At 68.2% G+C, this 22,816-nt stretch carries 12 protein-coding genes; 11 read left to right on the top strand and 1 reads right to left on the bottom strand.

The features are described 5' to 3' along the window. The first annotated feature begins 27 nt into the window (after positions 1 to 27). The 11 genes from Poly30_RS14695 (at position 28) to Poly30_RS14645 (ending at position 21,284) form a co-directional block, all read left to right on the top strand. Positions 28 to 2,550, top strand: coding sequence for a serine/threonine-protein kinase (locus Poly30_RS14695; protein ID WP_145198546.1), 2,523 nt, complete (start codon positions 28 to 30; stop codon positions 2,548 to 2,550). A 429-nt stretch (positions 2,551 to 2,979) separates the two neighbouring features. Continuing rightward, positions 2,980 to 4,224, top strand: a complete 1,245-nt coding sequence (locus tag Poly30_RS14690; protein ID WP_145198544.1) for an ATP-binding cassette domain-containing protein — start codon at positions 2,980 to 2,982, stop codon at positions 4,222 to 4,224. Next, on the top strand, positions 4,221 to 5,009 hold the full coding sequence (locus tag Poly30_RS14685) for an ABC transporter permease (RefSeq protein ID WP_145198542.1): 789 nt from the start codon (positions 4,221 to 4,223) through the stop codon (positions 5,007 to 5,009). Before Poly30_RS14690 ends, Poly30_RS14685 begins: the two co-directional genes overlap by 4 nt. After that, positions 5,006 to 6,667, top strand: a complete 1,662-nt coding sequence (locus Poly30_RS14680; protein ID WP_145198540.1) for a Gldg family protein — start codon at positions 5,006 to 5,008, stop codon at positions 6,665 to 6,667. Before Poly30_RS14685 ends, Poly30_RS14680 begins: the two co-directional genes overlap by 4 nt. Next, positions 6,664 to 8,442 carry a DUF4340 domain-containing protein gene (locus Poly30_RS14675; protein WP_145198538.1) on the top strand — a complete coding sequence of 593 codons (1,779 nt, stop codon included), beginning with the start codon at positions 6,664 to 6,666 and terminating at the stop codon, positions 8,440 to 8,442. The genes Poly30_RS14680 and Poly30_RS14675 overlap by 4 nt, the downstream gene beginning before the upstream one ends. Before the next feature lie 111 nt (positions 8,443 to 8,553). Then, positions 8,554 to 11,205 carry a DEAD/DEAH box helicase gene (locus tag Poly30_RS14670; protein ID WP_145198536.1) on the top strand — a complete coding sequence of 884 codons (2,652 nt, stop codon included), beginning with the start codon at positions 8,554 to 8,556 and terminating at the stop codon, positions 11,203 to 11,205. 9 nt (positions 11,206 to 11,214) lie between these two features. Beyond that, on the top strand, positions 11,215 to 12,609 hold the full coding sequence (locus tag Poly30_RS14665) for a ribonuclease H-like domain-containing protein (protein ID WP_145198534.1): 1,395 nt from the start codon (positions 11,215 to 11,217) through the stop codon (positions 12,607 to 12,609). Positions 12,610 to 12,642: 33 nt separating this feature from the next. Next, positions 12,643 to 15,342, top strand: coding sequence for a VIT domain-containing protein (locus tag Poly30_RS14660; RefSeq protein WP_145198532.1), 2,700 nt, complete (start codon positions 12,643 to 12,645; stop codon positions 15,340 to 15,342). Further along, the gene (locus tag Poly30_RS14655) at positions 15,339 to 16,157 is read left to right on the top strand and encodes an archaeosortase/exosortase family protein (protein ID WP_145198530.1); all 819 of its coding nucleotides are present in this window, start codon (positions 15,339 to 15,341) and stop codon (positions 16,155 to 16,157) included. Before Poly30_RS14660 ends, Poly30_RS14655 begins: the two co-directional genes overlap by 4 nt. Further along, entirely contained in the window at positions 16,142 to 16,645 is a 504-nt protein-coding gene (locus Poly30_RS14650) for a hypothetical protein (RefSeq protein WP_145198528.1), read from the top strand. The genes Poly30_RS14655 and Poly30_RS14650 overlap by 16 nt, the downstream gene beginning before the upstream one ends. A 157-nt stretch (positions 16,646 to 16,802) precedes the next feature. Next, the gene (locus Poly30_RS14645; RefSeq protein WP_145198526.1) at positions 16,803 to 21,284 is read left to right on the top strand and encodes a hypothetical protein; all 4,482 of its coding nucleotides are present in this window, start codon (positions 16,803 to 16,805) and stop codon (positions 21,282 to 21,284) included. A 478-nt stretch (positions 21,285 to 21,762) separates the two neighbouring features. Here the strand turns inward: Poly30_RS14645 and Poly30_RS14640 are convergent, their stop codons facing one another. After that, positions 21,763 to 22,812, bottom strand: coding sequence for a S66 family peptidase (locus Poly30_RS14640; RefSeq protein ID WP_419190199.1), 1,050 nt, complete (start codon positions 22,810 to 22,812; stop codon positions 21,763 to 21,765). Between the last annotated feature and the right edge of the window lie 4 nt (positions 22,813 to 22,816).

Here is a 22,816-nt window from a genome sequence, read left to right as displayed (position 1 = left end):
ACCGCCAATCGCTACCTTCCGTATTCCTTGAAGGAAGAACGCGAGTCCAAGATCACCGAGTTGATCGCGCGATGCCTGGAGGCGGCCTCCGAGGGGGAAGGCGATGCCGCGATCGATTCTGTCCGGGCGGAGCACCCGGAGCTCGTGGAAGAGGTGCTCGCTGGACTTCGGGTCGCAGGGCGCATGCCAGGCTTCGCCGGCCAGCAGCCCGACGATGTCTCCGCGGTCGGCCGGCTTCTGAGCGACCGCTATCGTGTCACGCGCCGGATCGGGGCGGGCGCCATGGGGATCGTCTACGAAGCGGACGACCTGGAGCTCGGGCGGAAGGTGGCGATCAAGGTTCTGCGCACGGGGCTCTTCGAGCGGGGCGAGGCGCTCCAGCGCTTCGAGCGCGAGGCCACCGCGCTGGCCAGCATCGATCACGACGCGGTCGTTCGCATCTACGACCGCGGGGTCACCGAGGAGGGCTCCCCGATCCTCGTGATGGAGTACATCGACGGAGCCTCCTGTGCGGATGTCCTGGAGCGGGCCGCGCTGCTCGGCGAGGAGAGTCACGGGACCGCCTGGCTCACGGAGCACTTCGGCCTCCGGGACATCCGCGAAGAGGACTTCCTGAGGCTTTGCGTTCGCTGGGCGGCGAGCCTGGCGGGCGGACTCGGCGCAGCGCACGCGGCCGGGGTCTTCCATCGCGACGTCAAACCCTCGAACGTCATGATCCGGCGCGACGGTCGCGCCGTACTCCTCGACTTTGGGATCTCGGTCCGCGCGGACCACGCGACGCTCACGCTGGGAGGATCCACCGTGGGCACGCCCGCCTACATGGCGCCGGAGGCCGCGTTCGGCAAGGTCAAGGCGCAGAGCAGCGTCGACGTCTACGGGCTGAGCGCGACGCTCTACCATATGTTGACCTCCAGTCCGCCCTACGTGGGGAACGCGACGGAGGTCATGGCTGCGGTGGCGACCCGGGAGCCCGTTCCTGCGCGCCGCCTGCGGCCTGGACTCCCGCGCGACACGGCGGCGATTCTCGAGCACGGTCTGGAGCGGCAACCTTCGGCCCGCTACCAGACCGCGCACGAACTCGAGGACGATCTGCGCGCGTTCCTGGCCTACCGAACGGTGAGCGTGCGGCCGACCAGCGCCTTCACCCGCCTGGCGAGGCAAGCGCGCCGTTCGAGGCTCGTGCAAGGGGCGACGCTCGCCGCGCTTCTCTTCGGACTGATCTGGGGCGGGATCCTGTGGCAGCGCCATGCGGCCAGCGCACGGGCGGAGCGCTTCGCTGCCGCGGACGCCTACCCGGCAGTGCCTCCGAACCTCGGAGTCGTGTCCAAGGTCAACCGGAGAGTCAGAGATCCGGAGCTTCAAGCTGAGATCGAGCGGACGCTAGATCGTGTCGTGGTGACTCGGCATCGACCGGTCACTGCCTACCTGCTCCGCGGTGCGTTCCGCTGGGATCACGGCGACAGGGACGGTGCGGCCCGCGACTTCGCCTCCCTTGCGGACGCAGCAGGAACCGAATACTCGAAGTCGCTGGCGCAGCTCTACGCCGACGCGACGCGCCTGCCCGCGGGCGAAGATATGGAGCTCGAGCTGACCTCCTTGCCTGATCCCGACTCGGACGAGGATCGCTACGTCGCGGCTTACCACCTCATGCGCGCGGGGCAGTCGGAGGGGGCGGAGGCACTTCTCGCGGCCGCGAATCTCGAGGGCAATCGTCATGCCCAGGAGTTCCAGGCGCTGTTCGGATTCAGCGAGATCAACGCACTCTTGCGGCAAGAACCGGTGGACGAGGACGCCCTCTACGCGGTCTCCGAGGCGCTGGCGCTTCGCATCATTCGCATGGAGGAAGCGGACGGTTACCGGACGGCCACGAGCTACTCGCTCCTGGGTACCCATCGACTTCGCCAGAACCGTTATCCCGACGCGCTGGAGCTCTGCGAGAAGGGGCTCGAGCTCTGCCCCTCGGCATGGGTGCTCCGCATCAATGCAGCGAGCGCAGCCAGCGAGCTCGGGCGTCACGAACTCGCAGCGCATCACGCCCGCGAGGGCCTGCGGTTTCGCCCTGGTTTCCACAAATTCTCGATCTCGCTGTACGAGGCCGAGGCCCGGGCGGGGAACTTCGATGCGGCGCGTCTGGCGATCGAAGAGGGAACCTGGACCGATACGGGGGCGACGCCATTGGATGCCATCCAGGCCCTGGGCTGGGTCCAACTGGAGGAGGCGATCCAGTTCATTCAGAAGGACCCGGAGCGCGCGCGCGCGTCGGCCACGGCGGCCATGGCGACGGTTGCCGAGCTTCCTGGGGAACGCCCTGGCCGGCAGCGGATCGAGTCGCGAGCGCAGGCTATTCTCGATGGGGACGTCGAGCAGCTGCGCAAGGTCCTTCTGGGCGAGTTACTCGAATCCCCTACGTCCCTTTCTCGGCTGGACGTCCTGCGGGAGACCTGGCCCGATTGCATGGAGGAAGGGGAGCTGAAGCTCCTGGGAGCCTGGTTCGAGCAGCTCTATCTCGAGCTTTCTCGCCCCACGAGGGCGAGCGCTGCCGTCAAGTAGCCTCATGCGCTCGCCGCGACGCTTAGGGGTGGTCTTCCCCTATCAGCCGCCTCGGCGATGCATGGAAGGAGACCCAGGGCGTGGACGGTCCGATCGATATCCTTCGGTGCTCTTCGAACGTGCAGGTGGGCGGGGCCGCACCGTTCGGGGCAGCGGTCGCCAAGGGGCAGGTCCGGCGGCCCGGTGCGACGGCCCGGTGCCACGGGGCGGTGCCACGGGGCGAGCCACGGTGGAATCAGGGGAGAAACTTCAGGCTGGCATACGGTTTGTAATCGAGCTGGCTCACACTAGTCTTCCTATCCGAAAGTACGCCGCCGCATCCTGAAGGAGAGGGTCGCGCCCTCACCCTGCTCCCGCCGAGCTCTTCCTCCGGGCTCTTCTACATGGCTCTTTTACCGGAGCCTTGCTTCGGATCCCGTCACCACTTTCATGATCGAAGTCGCACACCTGACGCGTCGATACGGCTCAGCTACCGCCGTCGACGACCTGTCTTTCGAGGTCGCCAAGGGCGAAGTCGTGGGTTTCCTCGGGCCCAACGGCGCCGGGAAGACCACCACCATGCGGATCCTGGCGGGCTATCTGCCCGCGACCCGCGCCGAACGGCTCCTCGTGGCGGGCCACGACGTGATGAGGGACTCCATGGCCGTCCGGCGCGCCATCGGCTACCTGCCCGAGTCGGTCCCGCTCTATCCGGAGCTGCGCGTCGAGGAGATGATGCGCTTCCAGGGCCGTCTCCACCGGATGTCGCGCCAGGACCTGCGGACGCGGATCGGCGAGGTGCTCGATCGCGTGGGCGTGCTGGATCGGCGCAAGCAGCTCGTCGGGACCCTTTCGCGCGGCCTCAAGCAGCGCGTCGGGCTCGCGGTCGCGCTCCTGCCGGACCCCGAGGTCCTCATCCTCGACGAGCCCACGAGCGGCCTCGACCCGATCCAGCGGGGAGAGGTGCGCAACCTGATCGCCGCGCTCAGCAGCGAACACACGGTGCTGCTCTCGTCGCACATCCTCGCCGAGATCGAAGCGATGGCGCCGCGTGTGATCATCATTCATGAGGGCCAGAAGGTGGCGGACGGTAGCCAGGACCAGATCATCCAGCGGCTCGGCGCCAGCGGGTCGGGCGGCGGTGCGGGGCACGTCCTCGTCGAAGCCGCCGCGCCCGCAGAGGCGAGCGCCATGGCGGAGCTGATGAAGTCGCTCCCTGGCGTCGAGACGGTGACCCTCGGCGACCGCGTGGGGATCCACCATTCGTTCCGCGTGAGCGGCGAGGGCGACCTGCGCGAGGATATCGGCGCGCTCGCCATGACCCAGGGCTGGGCGCTCCGCGAACTCACGTGGAAGCGGCCGACGCTGGAGCAGATCTTCACCCGGCTCGTCATCGGCGACGTCGCCCCGGTGCTTTCCGAGGGGGCGTCTTCCGCTCCCGCTCCTGTAGCGGTACCGAACGCTTCCAATGCTCCAGCCCCGGTGACCTCGGGCCTCGAACTCTCGATGCCCCAGGGCGCCAAGAAGCCGCTTCCGCTGGGCACGCCCGGCACCGCGCAGCCGAAGACGATCTACAGCCTCAACCCCTTCGATCGCGGCGCCAGCCGCGACCTCAGCAAGCCGGTGTCGGTGGATCCGGTTCCGCCGGCTGCGCCGAAGCTGGATCCGCTCGATCCGGAAGGAGGCGACGCGTGACCGGTGCCCTCGTCGTGGCCCGACGCGAGCTGACGGGGCTCTTCATGGCTCCGTTCACCTGGATCGTCCTGCTCGTCGTCCTTCTGCTCAACGGCCTGCTCTTCAACTCCTACCTCGTCCGTTCGGGAGGGAACATCACCGCGACGCTGAACGCCTCCATGTCGGAAGGCAGCTTCTGGGTCTGGATGGTGTTCCTGCCCGCGCTGCTGTCGATGCGCTTGATCGCAGAGGAGTCGCGCAACGGCACGCTGGAGTACCTGCTCACCGCGCCCGTGGGTGACCTGGCGGTGGTCGTCGGCAAGTTCCTCGCGGCGACCCTCTTCCTGGGCCTCGTATGGACCTCGGCGCTCGTCTACGCCGGCGCGCTCGACTACGTGGGCGGTTCGCCTGACTGGCCCGCGATCATCGGCACCTGGGTCGGCACGCTGCTCGTCTCGGGCCTCTTCGTCTCCATCGGTATGCTGGCGTCCACCTTCACGGCGACGCCCCTGCTCGCGGCGTTCCTGAGCATGGTGGCGTGCGTGCTCTGGCTGACCCTCCCCTGGCTGGCTCTGCTGGCACTCTCGAACGTGCTTCCATACTTCGCAGAGACGGGAGCGGAGCTGAAGGCGCTCTCGGAGCGGGCGGAAACGGTGGTCGGCAGCATGGACGCGATCGGTCACTTCCAGCGTTCGTTCCAGGTCGGTGTGATCGACTCGGCCGAGGTGATCTTCTTCTTCGCCTGGACCGGGCTCTTTCTCTTCTTGACGGCGCGTTCCCTCGAGGCCCGGAGGTGGCGAGGATGAGCGGAGAGGATCCCAACGAAGCAAAGGGCACCGCTCCGACGACTCGCCCGAGGCGCGTCGGCTCGGTCGGCCGCCTCTCGCGGCTCGGAACGGCGCTGCAGCTCACTCTTACGGTCTTCCTCGCTGTCGCAGCGGTCGTGCTGCTCAACTGGCTCGTGGGGCGGCCGGGGATCCGGCAGCGCTTCGACCTGACGTCGACGGCCAAGAACACGCTCGCCACGGCCACGCTCGGGCTGCTCGAACGCATGGAGGACGAGGTGCTCATCGAGGTCCTCTGGCGCCCTGAAGGCGGCAGGCGCGCGGAGCTCGATGCCGAGGTCATGTACCGTACGGAGAAGCTCCTTGGCATGATCGCCACCGAGTCGGGTGGCCAGGTCGACGTCAAGCGTGTCGACACGACAGACCTGATCGGCTGGCAGCAGAGGCAGCGCGAGCTGCGGCTGCAGGGCTTCGAGAACGGCTTGATCGTCAGTCGGGGTGAGCGTCGGGAGTTCCTGCCGCTGGATGGCGCTCTCGCGCAGTTTCAGCCCTTCCGCATGGAGGGGGATCGGCCCGTCAACCCGCGCATCGTTTCGTTCAACGCGGAGGAGTCGATCGCCGAAGCGATCCTCGACGTCACGCGCCGACAGGAGCTGCACGCCTACTTCACCACCGGGTACGGCGAGAACGATCCCTTCGACGTCGACGGGAGCGAGGGACTCGGCCTGCTCGTCGAGGAGCTGAAGCAGGACGGGATCGTCGCGCATAAATGGAACATGGCCGAGGACGGGCCGCTGCCGGAGGACTGCGAGGTGCTCGTGGCCATCGGTCCGCGGTCGCCGTGGCCCGAGGATATGTATGCGGCCATCGTTCAGTACGCGGAGCGCGGCGGACGGCTCGTGCTCGCACCGCCGGTCGATCCGCTCCTTCTGCGTGCCTCCGATATGCCGGATCTCTTCACGCACTTCGGTCTGGACGTCAGCGAGGGACGGGTCGTGCACCCCTACGTGGACGCGCAGACGGGGCGCGTCCTCCAGGGCGTGCAGCAGTGCGAAATCCACCAGCTGCCCCCGAGCCTTCTGACGACGCACCCGATCCTCAAGCCCTATGTCTCGGCCGGGCGTGGCCTCGTCGTTTCCTTCTCGCATCAGGTCCGGATCGTGCAGCAGCCCAGGGCTGGCGTCGCCCAGCACCTGCTCCAGTCCCAGCCCCAGAGCTGGCTCGACTCCGTGCCCGTCGACATGGTCTTCGACGCCGAGGTCGACGGATCGTTCGGACGATTCCCGCTGGCTGCGACCGTTCAGATGCCCCCCGGCGAGGACGCTCCCAGCGTGAGTGGGCTGGACGCCGAGCTGGAGACTCGCATCGTGGCGCTCGGCTCCGAGATGTCTCTCACGAACCTGGATCGGCAGCTGAACCGTGACGCTGGCTTCGCCCGCGCTCTCTTCAGCTGGGTGACCGATCAGGAGCATCGTATCGTCGTGCCCCCGCGCGACCCCGACCTCCGATTCCTGCCTCGCTCGGCCGACAACGACGCGTTCGTCACGGCGTCCCGCGTCGCGGTCTTCTACTTGCCCGGTGTGACCTTTCTGCTGGGTCTGATCGTCTGGATCCTCCGATCGCGCGGAAGCGGTCGTCGGCGTATCGGTTCGTCCGAGGCCGCTCCTTCGAAGTCATGAGTCGACTCACCCCACTGATCCTCGCCGTCGTCGTCGGCGTGCTCGCCTTTCTCGCGTACCGCCAAACCGAGCGCGAGACCGAGAACCAGGTGGTCGAGGCCACGCAGCTGTTCCAGGGCGTCGAGCTCCGGCGCGTGTCCGCGATTCGACTGGAAGACATCAAGTCGACGCGGCACATGCGCTTCGAACGGGACGGAGGCGGGCGCTGGTTCCTCACGGAGCCGGTCGCGTGGCCTGCGGAGCCTGGCCTGATGGACAAGATCTTCCAGATCATCCAGCGCAACGGTGCCTCGATCGTTCCCGAGCAGCTGATGGCCGAGGCGGCTCCGTCATTCTCGCCGCCCAGGGGCTTCCTGGAGACGATCGAGACGCTGGAGAACGGGGAGGAACGTCGCACGCGCATCGAGGTCGGCGCCCTCGACCTCGACGGGATGCGGGTGTACGTGCGGCGCGACGGGGAGACGCTGCGTACGGCACGCAACCTGGAGACGCTCTTCTCGCTCACCTCCGCGGACTTCCGCTCGAAGCGGCTCTTCACCCTGGACCCCAACTCCGTGGCGCAGGTCGAACGGATCGGTGGGTGGTACGACCAGGGCGCGGGTGAGTCGCTCGACTTCCTCGCGCGACCCGAAGGGTACGGCTGGCGCATCCACAAACCGTATCGCGTGCAGGGTGATCCGACGCTTCTGACGCTCTGGTCCCGCTTCCTCTGTTCGGCCCAGGCCAAGCGCTTCGTCAGCGATCGGCCCGATGTCGACCTCTCGAAGTACAACCTCGACCAGCCCTGGGTCACGATCAAGCTGACGTCGAACGGGGGCTCTGAGCAGTCGATCCACCTGGCGGCGGATCAGAACCGTGTGTACGCCCAGCGCGACGGCATGGCCAACGTCTTCGAGATTGAGTTCGACACGGCCCAGCGCTTTCGGGAGCCCGTGGAGGTCTTCTTCGAGGGTGCCTTCGTTCGCGTGCCGCGCGCGGAGGTCATGCACGTGTGGATCTCACGCGAAGCCGGCGATCTGCGCTTTACCAAGATCGGCGACGATTGGACGGTGGCCGAGCGGCCGAAGGATTTCGACGAGTATTCGATCGAGCTGCCCGCCGACTCGAACGTGATGACCGATCTGCTCGTCGAGACGGAGAAGGCCGAGGTGCTGCGCTACTTCCGTGATCTCCCCGTGACCGAGTTCTTCCCGGGAGGAAGGGCGCTGCGGGGGCTCTGGGTGCAGCCGCGAACGGACGTGCGCCAGGGGGGCTACGTGGGCGACGTCGTGAAGACGCCCCAGGGCACCGAGGTCGCTCCCTTCCTGCGCGAGGGCGACACGATCGTCGGCTCGCTGGCGCCCGAGGTGCTGGAGTGGATCGACCGGCCGCTGGACCACTACCTCGATCGACAGCTCTGGGAACTTCAGAACATCCAGATGAACGCGCTCGTGATCGAGCGTGACGGCAAGGACCGCAGGTTCCGCCGCAGCCCCAAGGATGATTGGCAGCCCGTGGACGCCCAGGTTCCCGCGCGTGAGCTGGACCCGGTGCTCGATCACCTGCTCTTCCTGAAGGTGAGTCGTCACGTTCCGGAGGGTGAGCGCGAGTCGCTGAGCGACCTGGTGACGATTCGGTTCACCGACTCGAGCGGCAACGACTCCGAGGCGCAGATCGGCGTCACGCCTTCGGGGGAGGCCCAGGTGATCATGGGAGCGCTCCGGGGCGCGCTGAAGCGCCAGCAGCTCCACGCGGATCTCATGGCGATCATGGACGCGAAGCCGGATCGGGAGTGATCTCCCTCTGCCTCAGCCGTGGATTCGGCGGCGGCCAGTCCCTATCATCTCCCTAACAGAGAGCCGCCGCCGTGGCGGCTCGGGTTCGGGAGCGTGGTAGGGGGGGCAGCGATGGACGACGGTGAGCACGTGACGCGGGGCGGCGACCCGCCTGAGGGAAGCAGCCAGGCGGAAGGAAGCAGCTGGGAAGCCGCCTCCGTGCGGGCGGGCGGCGAGCGCCGGGCGCGCGGCCGGGCCCGCGGCGTCGAGGCGATCGCGAAGCGGCTGCAGACCGAAGTCCCCTGGAAGCAGCGACTCGTGCACTGGCGCGAGGCTCCCGCGCGGCCCGGCCGTACCGAGGCCTGGCCCGCGCGGCTCGATCCGCGCCTCGTCGAGGTCTTCCAGTCGCGCGGCATCCTGGAGCCCTACGCCCATCAGGCCCAGGCCATCGACGCGGCGCTCCGCGGCGAGGACGTGCTGGTCGCGACGCCCACGGCCAGCGGCAAGACCGTCTGCTACACCGCGCCGGTGATCCAGTCGCTCTTGGAGTCGGGCGGGAGCGCGCGCGCGCTGTTTCTGTATCCGACGAAGGCCCTGAGCCAGGATCAAACGGTCGGTCTGACCGCCCTCGTCGAGGAGCTGGTCGAGCGCTTCCCCGAGTCGGGCGCCGGCGACTGGCACGCGTTCACCTACGACGGCGACACGCCGCCCGCGGTGCGCCGGACGCTGCGCGATCGTGGGCACATGGTGCTGACGAATCCGTACATGCTGCACCAGGGGATCCTGCCGAACCACGCGAAGTGGGCCGAGCTGTTCCGCGACCTGCGCTACGTCGTGGTCGACGAGGTGCATACGCTGTCGGGCGTCTTCGGGTCCAGCGTCGCGAACGTTCTGCGGCGCCTGCTGCGCATAGCGCGCCACTACGGCGCGAACCCGAAGTTCCTGGCCTCGTCCGCGACGATCGCGGATCCGCGGGCTCACGCGGAGCGGCTCTTCGGTCGACCGTTCACCGTCATCGACGAGGACGCGTCGCCTTCGGGCAAGCGGATCTTCGGCGTGTACGAGCCGGAGATCGTGAACTCGATCGCGGGCCTGCGGGCGAACGCGCTGGAGGAGGCGCGGGAACTCGCCAAAGAGGTCGTCGGACCCAGTCACCAGAGCATCTTCTTCTGCGGCAGGCGCACGGCCGTCGAGGTGCTCACGCGCTACCTCAAGGAGAACGCGAAGCGGCTCGGGCTGAAGCCGTCGGAGATCCGCGGCTACCGCGGCGGGTACCTCCCGGACATGCGACGCGAGATCGAGACCGGGCTGAAGAACGGTCAGATCAAGGTCGTCGTCTCCACGAACGCGCTGGAGCTCGGCGTCGACATCGGGGCGCTCGACGTCGCGGTGCTGGTGGGCTACCCGGGGAGTCAGGCGAGCTTCTGGCAGCGCGCGGGCCGCGTGGGACGCCGCGGCAAGCCGAGCCTCGTGATCCAGATCGCGCGCTCCGAGCCGGTGGACCAGTTCCTCGTGCACCACCCCGAGTACCTGTTCGAAGCGCCGCGGGAAAAACTGGGCGTCGATCCTGACAACCTCGTGCTGCTCTCGGAGCACGTGAAGTGCGCGGCGTTCGAGCTGCCTTTCCACGCGGAAGAGGGGGGCGACGGTGAGTACGGCGACGGGGAGGACCAGCTCGCGAACGAGCCCGAGTTCGGTCTCGCGCCGCACGTTCCGGAGATCCTCGACTACCTGAGCGACGAGTCGGGCTTCCTGCACCGTCGCCAGAACACGTGGTACTGGATGGCGGATTCGTACCCGGCCCAGGACGTTTCGCTCGCGGGCGGCGACATCGACAACGTGCTGATCCTGGAGGCAGGGACCGAACGCGCGATCGGCGAGACCGATCGCGAGTCGTCGATCACGACGGTGCATGAGGGCGCGATCTACCAGGTCCAGGGGGTGACGTGGCGCGTCGAGCGCTTCGACTACAAGAACCGCCGCGCCTACGTCCGCGAGGTCGAGTCGGACTACTACACCGACGCGCAGACCGACACCGAGGTGCGCGTGCTGCGTTTGGAGGATCGCCTGCGCCGTTCGCGGGCCGCCCTGGGCGTCGTGGATCCGGACGGCCAGCCCGCCGCGGGCGACGACCACAGCGCCTGGCGCGGCGAGGTGCACGTCACGACCGTGGCGACGCTCTACAAGAAGATCCGTTTCTACACGCGCGAGAACGTCGGCTCGGGGGACATCCAGCTGCCGCCGGAGGAACTCGACACCGAGGCGTTCATCCTGACGATGTCGGAGGAGGCCGCTGACGACATCGGGCTCGCGGGCGGCGAGCGCGGGTCGGCCTGGCGTGCGCTGGGTGAGCTGATGCGCCGCGTCGCGCCGCTCTTCATCCGGTGCCAGCCGTCGGATCTCGGGCTTTCGTCGCAGATCAAGTCGCCGCACTTCGGCCAGCCGACGATCTTCCTCTACGACAAGGTCCAGGGCGGCGTCGGCCTCGGCGAGCTGCTGTTCGCGGCCCACCGGTCGATGTTCACGGCGGCGCTCGACGTGGTGTCGCGCTGCTCCTGTGAGATCGGCTGTCCCGCGTGCGTCGGGCCGGTGGCCGAGGTCGGGCCGCTGGGGAAGGAGATCGTGACGCGCCTGCTGGAGCACCTCGGCGCGGGCCCTGCTCCCGAACCAGCGGATCCTGAAGCAGCGGATTCCGGGGAGGGCTTCGAAGACGACGCTTTGTACGAAACCTCCGAGGCCGAGTTCGGTCCTCTTCCCAGGGGGATGGCGACCGAGGGGTTGTAGCGAGGAACGATGGCGAAGGACGCATTCAAATCGAAGCTGGCGAGGCTTCGCCGCGACGGGGCCGTCGAGGCGCAGGGGAAGGCCGTAGCCCAAGAGCTTCCGCAGGTGGAGGCCGCACCCGCTGCCACGGAGCGCGCGAAGTCGCTACCCGCGTGGGTCGGCGCGCGCCTTTCGCGCCGCAAGGAGCTTCAAGGGATACCGCACACGGGAGGCGGCGTGCCGATGACGTCGGAGCTCCAGCGCATCGCGGACAGCTGGGACACCACCGTCGGAGATCCGGCGGAGCTTCGGGTGATCCAGCGTGCGGAGGGGGAGTTCGCGGTTCGTGAGACGCGGATCGAGCCGGGCTATCGCCACGGGGAGTGGGACCTCGACGAGATCGATGCGGCGGATCCTGCGGCGATCGCGCGCCTCGCGCGCGACGAGGCGCTGGGCGAGATCGATCTCCGACGCGCGGTGTTCCTCGATACGGAAACGAGCGGGCTATCGGGCGGCGCGGGTGTCTACGTCTACATGGTCGGACTCGGCTGGTTCGAGGGGGACACCTACGTCTCCTGGCAGAGTTTCCTGCGTCACCCGGGGGAGGAGCGCGCGATGCTCGCCGAGGTCGCCGATCGCATCCGGATGGGGGACTCGGTCGTGTCGTTCTTCGGCAAGTCGTTCGATCGGCACCGGCTGGAGGACAAGATGAAGATCGCGGGCGTCGAGCCGCCGTTCGAGGGGCGTCCGCACCTCGACCTCTATCATCCGTTCCGCAGGCTGACCCACGGCGCCTACCCGAACGCGAAGCTCCAGACGATGGAGCGCGAGCTTCTCGGTTTTCGGCGGGCCAAGGACCTGCCGGGAAGCCTCGCGCCCGCCGCGTGGTTCGACTATCTCGCCGAGCGACCGCACCGGCTGGAGGGCGTGTTCCTGCACAACCACGAGGATGTGCTCTCGCTCGTCACGCTCAGCGCGTTCCTCGGCCGAGCGGTGGCGGAGGAGCGGCGCTGCGGCAGCGCTCTGGCGGGCCCCACCTGCCGGCGAGCCGCTGCGCTGGCGGAGACCGCGACGACGCCGGAGGAGCGGCTGCGCTGGGCTCAGGAAGCGCTGGTGCGCGAGGCCACGGGCATGGACCGGCGGCGGATGCAGCTCCTGCGCGCAGAGCTCCTGCGCCGCGCGGCGCGCCGCGACGAGGCGCGCGCGGCCTACCGCGAGGCGCTGGAGGAATGCAGCGACGATCGAATCGCGGTGGACCTCTTCGCGGGCGCGTCGATGCTCCTGGAGCACGCGCTCGGCGACCTCACGAACGCGCTGGCGATGGCCGAGCGCGCGCAGCGGCTGGGCGTCCGGAAGGGACTGGCCAAGGGCCAGCTGGGGGCGCTGGAGAAGCGGGTCGAGAGGCTCGCACGACGCGTGCCCTGACGCCATTCGGCCCTGATAGAAGAGGATGAAGTGATGGAGTGGAGTGCAGGCGCAGAGAAGGCCCTCGACGAGTACTGTCAACGCGTCCGAGGTGACGTTGCGGAAGCTGGCCACGAGGGCGCGGATCCCGATGAGGTCGCCGAAGACATCAGGCACCACGTCGAGGCCGACCTTCACGCGGCCGGCGTCACCGTCGTCACGAGAGAGGACGTAGACCGCGCGCTTGAGCGCATGGGCAGGCCTGTCGCCCATGCCGGACCGGAGGCGCAGAAGGACACGGAATTCGTGGGGTGGCGTCCGCAGCCGCTTGGGGCGGGTGGAGTGACCGGGCTCACGTTCTTTGGCGTTCTGCTTCCTGCAGCGACTCTGCTCATCGAGATGGGATCGCGCATGTGCGCGCGGGAGTTCTTCGACCCGATCCCCACCTGGGGGCATGCTGGCGCCATCGCCCTGGTACCGATCGCGAACGCGATGGCGCTCTACTTCGTTCAGCAGCGGTCCCCAAGGGCCGCAAGCGTCAAGAGGCGCTATCTCGGGACACTCAACGCGGCAGCGCTGGTCGTCACCAGCTACTACGCTCTTCTATTCCTGCCTTTCCTCCCTCTGGCGGCGATAGGCGTCGTCTTCGGGGGCATCGGGCTCCTTCCGCTCAGTCCACTCTTCGGGCTGATGGCGACCGTTCGCATGCGCAAGCGGCTCGGAAGAGCCATGCCTCGGAGTTCGTCAGATCCAAGCGAAGAGACGCCGCCTCGTCCGGTTCCAGGACTGATGGCCGGTGCCCTTCTCGGGATCCTCCTCCTCACGGCGATCAATGCTCCGAGTGCTCTGACGAGCATCGGTCTGCACATGGCGTCCTCCGCCGAGGCCAGTACCCGTCAGCGAGGGATTCGCTGGCTCCGAACCTTCGGCAGCGAGGATGAACTCCTCGGCCGCTGCTATGGAGGGCCGCAGTCCGCGACCGGGCTGGTGGCGCTCGTGCTGGACGTGAGCGACCCGGTTCTGACCGATGGCGCTCGAGAGATCTACTACAGGGTCACGGGTCGGCCCTTCAATGCCTCGGCTCCACCAGGTGAGTCCCATGGCCCGTGGTCGACCGCCCCAGCGCCGTTCATCGGAGGCGATCCCGAGCGCGGCGGCGACCAGGTCGGCCAGCGCTCGCGCGGGCTCGAACTCGCCTCCTCGAGAATCGACGCCCAGATCGATGCCGACGCAGCGCTCGCCTACACCGAGTGGACTCTTTCGTTCAGGAACCGATCCGTCGTCGACAGTCTCGAGGCGCGTGCGGTTCTGGCGCTACCGTCGGGCGGCGTGGTTTCCCGTCTCACCTTGTGGGTGGACGGCGAAGAGAGGGAGGCCGCGTTTGCGGCTCGATCCGAGGTCCGCAAGGCGTACGAGGAGGTGGTCCGAGAGCGGCAGGACCCGGTGCTCGTGACGACAGCGGGCCCGGATCGCGTCCTGATGCAGTGCTTCCCCGTGCTGCCGGGCGGGCAGCCGATGAAGATTCGTATCGGCATCACGGCACCTCTTGGCCTCACGGGGGCCGGGACGAATGCCACTCGCGGGCACCTTCGACTGCCGAGTTTCGTCGAGCGAAACTTCGCCGCTGGAGACGTGGAGCATGCCGTCTGGATCGAAGCCCATGACGCACTGGATCCGGGCGACACGGAACTGATCCCGCAGCCGCCAGCCGCAGGTCGCCATGCGCTGCGAGGGAGCCTCGACGACCGGCGATTGAGTGACTCGAACGCGATCGTGGGAGTCGAGCGGGGTGCCGACATCCAGCGGGTATGGACGCCCGTGGCAGGGAGGGAGGCCGTTGAACAGATCATCCGAAGCGAGCCCATGGGTTCCGCCTCACGCACCATCCTTGTGATCGATGGATCGAAGGCGATGGCGTCCCATGCAACCGAGCTGGCGGACGCGATCGGGACACTGTCCGCCGGCAGGGAATGCGCGGTGCTATTCTGCGCCGAGACCGTCGAAACCGCGATTCCATTGGGCCGGGTCAGCGAAGACACTGCGGATCGAGCCAAGGCCGCGATCCGGTCCTTCGACTTCGAGGGCGGAAGGGATGGCGTGCCGGCTCTCACGGCGGCGCTCGACCTGGCAGCCGGGCATGACGAAGCGCGCGTGCTGTGGATTCACGGCCCGCAGCCCGTTCGCCTCCAGGCCACCGATGCCTTGATGCAATACGCGGATCGGTCCGGTGACCGGCGAGTTCTCTTCGACATGCAGATCGCTCCGGGGCCCAACGTGATTGCGCGGGAACTCGCCGAGCGAGGTGCGCTGCTCGCTGCGCCTCGGATGGGCTCCTGGGCCCAGGATCTGTCGGACCTGCTTCAGGCCTGGGTGGCCGGAGGGGAGCGATTCGTGATCCACCGCGCGCCGCTCGATGCCGCAGCGGAACCCCCGGACGAGCCGCACGCATCGCAGCACGTCGCGCGTCTCTGGGCGGCGGGCGAGGTCGAGCGTCTCGCGTCCGAGCGCGGAAAAGCAGCGCGGAAAGCGGCGGTGGCTCTGGCGGTGGAGCAGCAGCTGGTCACCTCGGTGACGGGCGCCGTCGTGCTCGAGAACGAAGCGCAGTACAGGCGTGCCGGTCTCGAGGCCGTGGACGGGGCGACCGTTCCGATCTTGCCGGAGCCGGAGCTCGTCCTGATCGTCCTGCTGGCGGCCGTGGTCGCCCTCGGGTCGTTCCTCGCGCGGCGTCGTAGGATGCGGGGTGGGGTCGCGTGAACCGCTGGCACGTTCTTGGGCTGCAGCTGGTCGCGCTCTGGCCGCTCGCTGGATGGTATGCAAAGCGGCTCTACTGGACGTCGAGTCTCGTCGAGCTGGCGCCGATTGCCGTCGGGCTTCTGGTGCTCTTCGCGGGCGCACGCGGCGAGGGCGCGCGCCCGTTGCCACGCGCCCTCAGGCTTCCCGGCGCCTTCATGGCTCTGTACGCGCTCAGCGCGCTCTGGCTGCCGACCGGAGCGACCGCGCCCTTCGCTGTCCTGGGCCTCGCCTCGACGGTTTGCGCGCTCTTCGTCGGCTGGAGCGCCTTCGTGGCCATCCTCGGGCTGGGGCTCCTCGCCCTGCCGGCTCTGCCGCTCCTGCAGTACGAACTCAGCTATCCCCTGCGCGCGCTCGTCGCGGAACTCACCGCCCCGCTGCTCCGCGCCGGTGGCATCGCGGTCACGCGCTCGGGAACCTGTCTCGAGTGGGCGGGTGGTCTCCTCTGGGTGGACGCGCCCTGTAGCGGGGTTCGCTTCCTGTGGACCGGCTTCCTGCTCGTGTTCTCGCTGGCGCTCATGCACCGGCTCGACAATCGACGGACGCTGCTGGCGGCCGGCTGGACGCTTCTCATGGTGATGGCGGCCAACGTTCTTCGCACGGCTAGCCTCTTCTACCTCGAGTCCGGAATCCTGATTCTGCGGGGTGGGGTGCCCGAGTGGGTGCATCCGGCGACCGGGCTTGCGATCTACAGTCTGGCCGCCGTCGCGCTGGCCCTGGTCGTGCATCGAATGAGTTCGGATCCGATTTCGGCGGAGGCGACATGCGCGGCTTCTTGATCCTCTGCGCCTTCGCCGCGCTGGCTCCGATCCCGAGGATGGCGAGCCGCGCGGAGCCAGAGCCGCCGGAGTTCCCGGGCTGGCCGGCCGCGTTCGAGGGCGAGGTGCTCGAACGTCTTCCGGCCATCGAAGGCGACGAGACGTTCGCTGATCGACTGGAGGGCAGGATGGCGCGATTTCGTGCAGGCGACTCGGAGATTGTTTTGCGATGGACCTGGCGGCTCGGGATGGGGCTGCACACCGGCCGCTACTGCTACCGCGCGCTCGGCTATTCGATTTCGCCGGAGCACGCGCAACTGGATGCGAGAGGCCAGCTCTGGTCATGTTTTCGAGCCGAGCGCGACGAGGAGCGACTCGTCGTTCGCGAGCGAGTCCATGACGAGATCGGCCAGTCGTGGCCGGAGGTTTCCGCATGGTTCTGGGATGCCTGTCGCGGCCGAACCGACGGCCCCTGGTGGTCGGCGCTGGTGGTGAAGCGCGCGGATTGAAGGCGTACGTATTGGCCGAGGTGCCGTCGCCTGGCGGTAGCCAGACCGACGCGTGGTCGATCTTTCCGGCATGTTCTTTCCATCACACTCCTGTGACGGCCATTCTGTAGCGGCGACGTCGGTCGGGCCAGTCCTCGCGGTTATCATCCCCGATCCCATGGCCGACGATTTCCTCTTGAACGATCCCCGCGTGGCGACTCTTCGAGACCATCTCACGAAGCACGGTGTCTTGCCCGGATCCGGTCTCGACTCCGGACTGCGCTCCTGCCGTGAGCTGGAGGAGGTCGCGCCCGGGACCTTCGAGGCAGCGCTCGACCTCAGCCTGCGGCTCGCCGCGGACGGCATCGATCCGGAGCGCGTTCTCTCCTACGGTGTTCCCGCAGCGATCAAGTGCCGCGGCGCGGCCGCCGAGCCTGTCGCGGTGTGGCTGGAGCCGGTGGAGTCGTTCGTTCGCTCCCTGCACGCCAGCGAGATCGAGCTATGGAGCGCGATCTCCTACGGCGTGCGCTTCGTGAGCCGACTCTCGGAGGCGGACCTCGAGGTCTTTCGCGGCGGGCTGGCTCGATACGGGGAGACGCTCCTGACGCTGCGGGCCCAGGGGACCGATACATCCCGTCTGGTGACGAGCGGCAGCGGAGCGCTCGGCGAGGTACTGCCCGGTCATGCCTGGGCGCTGGAGCCGGTCTGTCGACTGGCCGAGCGGGTGGGCGGGACGCCCGGCGGCGAGCCTGGCTGGATCTGGAGCCTCCTGGTGAGCGAGTGGGCGCGCGTGCTTCTCAACGGCGAAGACTCGGACCGCGCGACGTTCGTGCGCACGATGGAACTCCTCGGCGACTTCCTGGAGCGCGTTCCCGACGCCGGCATGCACGTCGGCTCCAGGATCGCGGACGGCGTCGTGACGTTCGCGCGCTACGGGCCAGGGATGGTGCCGTATCTCGGGGAGTGGTTCGACCTCGTGCTGGCGCTGATCCGGTCGATGAAGGCCCAGGGGATGTCGCCCTACCTGTGCATCGGCAACGGGCTCGGGGGCATCATTGGAGAGGTCGCGCCGGGGGAACTCAGCGAGGTGCTGCGCTTTGCGGTCAGCCTCGCTGACCGCGGGATCGATCCCGGCGGGATTCTCTACGAGGCGTTCATGCCCGCCGCGTACGCGCTCGGAGCCCCGATGGCCATCGAGCTCGGGCGAAGGCTCGCCAACGAGGGATTCGATCCGTTCACCGTGCTGGAAAGCGCGGCCCCCGCGATCGGTTCACAGGCGCATGCCTGGCCCGAAGAGGAGCGCGCCGATCTTCTGGCGGAATGCCTGGAGCTCCTGACGCAGACGGCGCTTTCCCTGCACGCGATCGAAGGCCGTGGCCAGAAGTACTTCGTGGACGCTGTGCCTTACATGGCGGATCGAGTCGGCGGCGCCCCGGCGGAACTCCTCGACGTGCTTCGCATGGGGGCGCGGCTGGCCGAGCAAGGCGTGTCTCCGGGCATGACGTTCGCCTACGGCTGGCCGACCGTGCTGAATCTCGGCGAGGCGCACCCGTGGCTGCCGGGGGAGGCGCGCGGCGTCGTGGAGGAACTCGGTGGCCTGGGTGTCGATCCCGAGAAGACACTGTCCAGCGCCTTTCCGGTGCTCCTGAAGGTCGCTGGCGATGAGCCCGAGGAGTTCAGGCGGCTCTGCCGTACGCTGGTCGAGGTCATCACGGCCCTGGAGGCTGCGGGGGTCGATCCGCGGAGCGTTCTCTACCGGCACGTCTCCGCCATGGCGGACGTGCGCGGCGACGAGGGAGCCGACGCGTTCCGGGGCTTGCTGGGGCGTCTGCGCGCTCTGCTTCTCGCCATGGCGGAAGGCGGGGTGTCGCCGGCGGCGTTCCTGGAGGCCGGTCTGCCCGCTGCCGCCAGGGAGGCGCGCGAAGAGCCCTGGCGCCTCGACGTCTGCCTCGACTGGGCGACAGGTCTCGCGAAGGGGGGCCGCGACGGGGCGGCCATCCTCGAGCATGCGACGGCGGCGATCGCCGGCGTGGACCGGGGCGAGCCCGCGCGCTTCAAGGCGCTGCTCGGCGCCGTGGAGAAGGAGAGCCAGCGCGTCCCCGACGCGGCGACGAAGTGGTTCCTCGCGCCAGCGGTCCAGACCGCCGCGTCGATGAGCGGCGGCGATCCCGCGTCGTTCGAGGCGGTGCTCGATCTCATTCACGAGCGCTTCGAACTGGAGTCCGACGAAGACCCTGTCATGGACGCGCTGGCCTCGGCGCTGCCGCTCCTGGCCGAGATCGCGGGGGAGGACGCGGGGGCATTCGGTCGACTCCTGGAGGCGGCTCGCCTGCAGGCGGAACGAATGAAGGCCGCCGATCGGTGGCCAGCGAACCTGCTCTGGTACGCGCTCCGCGTCCTTCGTTCCGTCAGTGCGGGTCAGCCAGAGGAGGCGGTCCTTTGCCTCACCGCCGTCGCCGATCGACTCATTGCGGAGCCCGTGGGCGTCGGCCTGGCGCTCGTGCGTCAGGGCGACTCCCGAGGCTACCACGGGGATCGAGCACCGGGTCTCGAGGTGCTAGCGCAGGTGACGGATGGGGATCCGGCCGGATTCCGCCGTGGGCTGCCGCTCCTCTTCGATGTGGCTCGCCTCTTCCGAACCGAGGACGCGGAAGACGCGGGGAACGCGGTGGACAGCGACGGCCTGCGCGAACTCCTGCGCTTCGCGGCGGCGGTTCCGCCCGCCACGCTGGTGAGCTTCGAGGAAACGCTCACCTGGCTCGGGGCGCAGCTTGGCGGCGAGGCCATGCGGGACTCCGCTGCTCGACTCGTCAGCGCGCTCTCGGGGTGCACCCCGCTCGTCCGGCGCTGGCCGTCGGGCTGGTCCGGGCTGATCCGCCCCGCCATCGCGGCCCACGGCCCGCGATCGACCGGGCTCCTGCGATCGTTCCGATGGGTCGATGAGCGCTGGCTTCAACAGGACAGCGACCTCCGGCTGCTGGGTGAAATCGTGACGCAGTTCGGTGTGCGCGTGCCGGAGATCATGGACGGGCTCATTCTGCCCGGGCTGCGGGAGCGCCAGATCACCGACCTCACCGGGGAACGCGCGCTGCTCCTGCAATTCCTGCGCGAGGTGCCGCTCGCCGAGCCGCAGGTGTACGAGAGGTTCCGCGCGATCCAGCAAGACAGCAGCCTGAGCGAGACGCAGAAGCGCGAGGCCGTCGAGGCGCTGCACGGGACCCTCCTGACCCTCTCGGAGTCGGTCCGCGCGGGCGAGGTCTCCCGGGAGGAGATGGAGCACCCGCTCTTTCCGCTCGTGCTGTACCACGTGTTTCCGCCCGCGATGTCGACGACGCGGGACCAGCACGTGCAGAACTTCGCGTCCTTCGACGACCACGAGGACCACGTGCTCGAGAGGGATCCAGGCGAGCATCGACGCCGGCGCTATTCGCTGCGCCAGGGTGCCTGGGAGCAGCGGCCCGGCGTCGAGATCGACCGATCGCACTGGGCGGTATTGATGGAGGCCGCGGCCGAGGTCGGGCCTGGCACCGCGGGCGTGGAGCCGACCTCCGAGAACACTCTCGCGCTCGGATGGGATCTGCTCGCGCGCTGGGCGGAGGGCCGCATCGGGCGGGACGTCATCCAGAGGGAGCTACTGGGTCGAGTGCTCGTGCACGCGCGCGCCGGAGGCGTGGACCTGCCGTCCCATGCGGACACGCCCACGCAGCTCATCGAGTGCAAGGAGTTCCTGGGGGACCACGTGCGCGACGTGGTCGAGCAATGCCTCATCGCCGCGCGCAAGCAGGATCCCGCGCGCTACGACCGACTGGTCCAGGCGAAGTTCGCTCCGGACACGTCGATCGGTGCGGGCCTCGTGAAGTCGATGTGGAGCCTCGCCCAGGAGATCGCGGCGCAACGCGTCTCCGGTCCCGAGGTCACGGCGCGCCTGGAGAGGCAGCTGCGCCACTTCGTGGTGGATCCCGCGCAATTCCCGGCGGCGCTGGCGGCCTGCAAGGACCGCGACGAGGTTCGTGCGCTGCTGCAATCGCTGGTGCCTGTCGAGGTCAAAGTGGAGGTCGGCAAGGAGCAGGCTCGGCTGATGGCTGATTTCGTGGGTCAGGCCTCGAGCGCGATGCATCGGGAGCTCTACGGCGGCGATGGACAGCCCGCGAAGCTCGTCTACGTCCACTCCAGTTCGGCGCCGCCCATGGAGATCACGCTGGAGCTCTCGAAGCGCAAGGCGCACGCGCCCATCGGCCTCTGCGAGGGCGTCTGCGTCGCCACCGACAAGGAACTCTGGAACCGTCCCGACTTCTTCCAGGTGATCTTCTGGGGCCCCGACGGAATCGCCGCGGGCGGCATGCACGTGCTGATCGTCGAAGAGGAGGGAGTCGAGTACGTGACGCTGCCTGGAATCAACCCGTCGCTGCGGTTCCTCGACGCCGTCGAGATCAGCGCCGTGCTCGACGTGGCCATCGACTACGCCTGGCAGCTCGCGCGCCGATGGGGATGCGCGGGCGTCTGGGTGCCCACGTCGACGGCCATCCATTCCAACCGCCGGGCCGTCCAGATGGAGATGGCCCGAAGACGGTGGGGGACGCGGGCGACGTCCGAGCACCTGTTCAGCTTCCATCCCTACCGCTACACCTTCCGCGAGGTGTTCGAGGTGAGGGAGCTCTGACAACAGCCCCGGCCTGCCGCGAGTCACCTCCGCTAATAGAAGCGAACGGTCACGGCGTCCGTGGAATGGGAGACAGGCCCTGGGTCGGCATCCGCTGAGCCACTCGAAGCCCGCGGCCTGCTTCCTCCCCCGCGCATGGCTTGCCACCACGCATTGAAGACGAACGATCGATCGAAGCCGAACCCGAATGCCGGCTCTGCCCGAGACCTTCTGCACGGCACTCCTGCTGCGCAATCAGGACGGGCTGTCCGTCGCCGCTGCCGACGATCAAGTCCCGGCGGTACCGAATTCCCGGCGGTACCGAACCCGACCCAAAGCCGCCACGTTTCCGTTCGAAGGAATCACCTTCGAACGGAAACGTGGCGGCTTTGGGTCGGGTTCGGTACCGCCGGGAATTCGGTACTTCAGGGGAAGCAGCATTCCTGACCGGGAAGCGAGCGCGAATGCACGTCACCGCCTTTCTGTTGAAGCCGCGGCCTCAGCGATCGAACGCAGTACTGGCCTGGGAGATCGTTCCAGCTCCTCCTTCGAAACACACAGACGCGAAGGCGCCGTTGATCAGCGTCATCTGCGGCGGCCTGTGTCCGATGTCAAGGTCGAAGAGGACCGGGAACGGCTCCTGCCCGAGGGTGCTTATCAGCGCGCCTTCATAGTGAAGGTCGGCCGGGTTTTCTTCAGGGGCGGCTGTGCTACGACCCAGCAGCAGGCCGCTGAGGCCCTCGAGCCAGCCGTGGCGTCTCAAGGAGAGGAGCAAGCGAACCACCCCGCCGGGCGACTGGCTGACGTTCTCCAGGTACAGAATGGCTCCCACGGAACCGGAGGATTGGATGAACGCAGGGACATCACCGTATTGGCTCCCCGCCAAGAGAGTGACCGTGTCGAAACATCCGCCGATCAGTCGACCGCGAATCTCCAGGGCCTCGTCCGATCCATCGAGTCGTTTCCAACGCGTCGGTTCCGTGAGCTGTAGCGGCTCATCGAACTGATCGGCGTAATCCACGAAGTTCACTTGGTAACGCTCTGACGAAGCCTGCACGACGGGATCCTGGAGGTGGCTCGCGAGGACAGACATTGCGCCGGTCGTTAGCGGGTCCGACTGGGTAGGCACCAAGTCCATCAGGTTTGGCCCGTGGGCGGTGGCCCAGCCGGTGACCAGCGTCAACGGCATGAGAAGCGTGCTCGTGTCAGAATAGCCTAGCATCCACTTCGGCTTCGAGTCGCGCAGGCCCTCGAAGTCGAGAACGTCGAGGAGTTCGGAGGCCAGCTCGCCGCCCCAAGGCGGAATGACAGCGGCCACTTCCGGATCCTGGAGGAAGCGCATCAGTTCGGCTGCGCGCTCGTTGCGTGGGGCACTGGTGCTGCGGCGCTGGTCTCGCAGGCACGCACCCTCGATGACGCGGAAGCCCTGGGCCCGCAGGTGCTCGATCGCCAGCTCAAGGCGTGAATGCATCGTGGGAAGCACACCCGAGGACGGCGCGGTGACTGCGATGAGGTCGCCCGGGCGGAGTGGTTCGGGGAAGAGCACCATGACC

The sequence above is a fragment of the Saltatorellus ferox genome (genome assembly GCA_007751475.1).
Taxonomy (GTDB): Bacteria; Planctomycetota; UBA1135; order UBA1135.
The sequence above is the reverse complement of the archived record's forward strand: the minus strand, read 5'-3'. Positions and strand labels throughout refer to the sequence as shown.

What these genes read in the sequence shown, in the direction of transcription:
- Poly30_RS14690 (WP_145198544.1), top strand. Translation starts at nt 2,980, where the DNA reads ATGATCGAAGTCGCACACCTGACGCGTCGATACGGCTCAGCTACCGCC.
- Poly30_RS14680 (WP_145198540.1), top strand. Translation starts at nt 5,006, where the DNA reads ATGAGCGGAGAGGATCCCAACGAAGCAAAGGGCACCGCTCCGACGACT.
- Poly30_RS14675 (WP_145198538.1), top strand. Translation starts at nt 6,664, where the DNA reads ATGAGTCGACTCACCCCACTGATCCTCGCCGTCGTCGTCGGCGTGCTC.
- Poly30_RS14670 (WP_145198536.1), top strand. Translation starts at nt 8,554, where the DNA reads ATGGACGACGGTGAGCACGTGACGCGGGGCGGCGACCCGCCTGAGGGA.
- Poly30_RS14665 (WP_145198534.1), top strand. Translation starts at nt 11,215, where the DNA reads ATGGCGAAGGACGCATTCAAATCGAAGCTGGCGAGGCTTCGCCGCGAC.
- Poly30_RS14660 (WP_145198532.1), top strand. Translation starts at nt 12,643, where the DNA reads ATGGAGTGGAGTGCAGGCGCAGAGAAGGCCCTCGACGAGTACTGTCAA.
- Poly30_RS14650 (WP_145198528.1), top strand. Translation starts at nt 16,142, where the DNA reads ATGCGCGGCTTCTTGATCCTCTGCGCCTTCGCCGCGCTGGCTCCGATC.
- Poly30_RS14645 (WP_145198526.1), top strand. Translation starts at nt 16,803, where the DNA reads ATGGCCGACGATTTCCTCTTGAACGATCCCCGCGTGGCGACTCTTCGA.
- Poly30_RS14640 (WP_419190199.1), bottom strand. Translation starts at nt 22,812, where the DNA reads ATGGTGCTCTTCCCCGAACCACTCCGCCCGGGCGACCTCATCGCAGTC.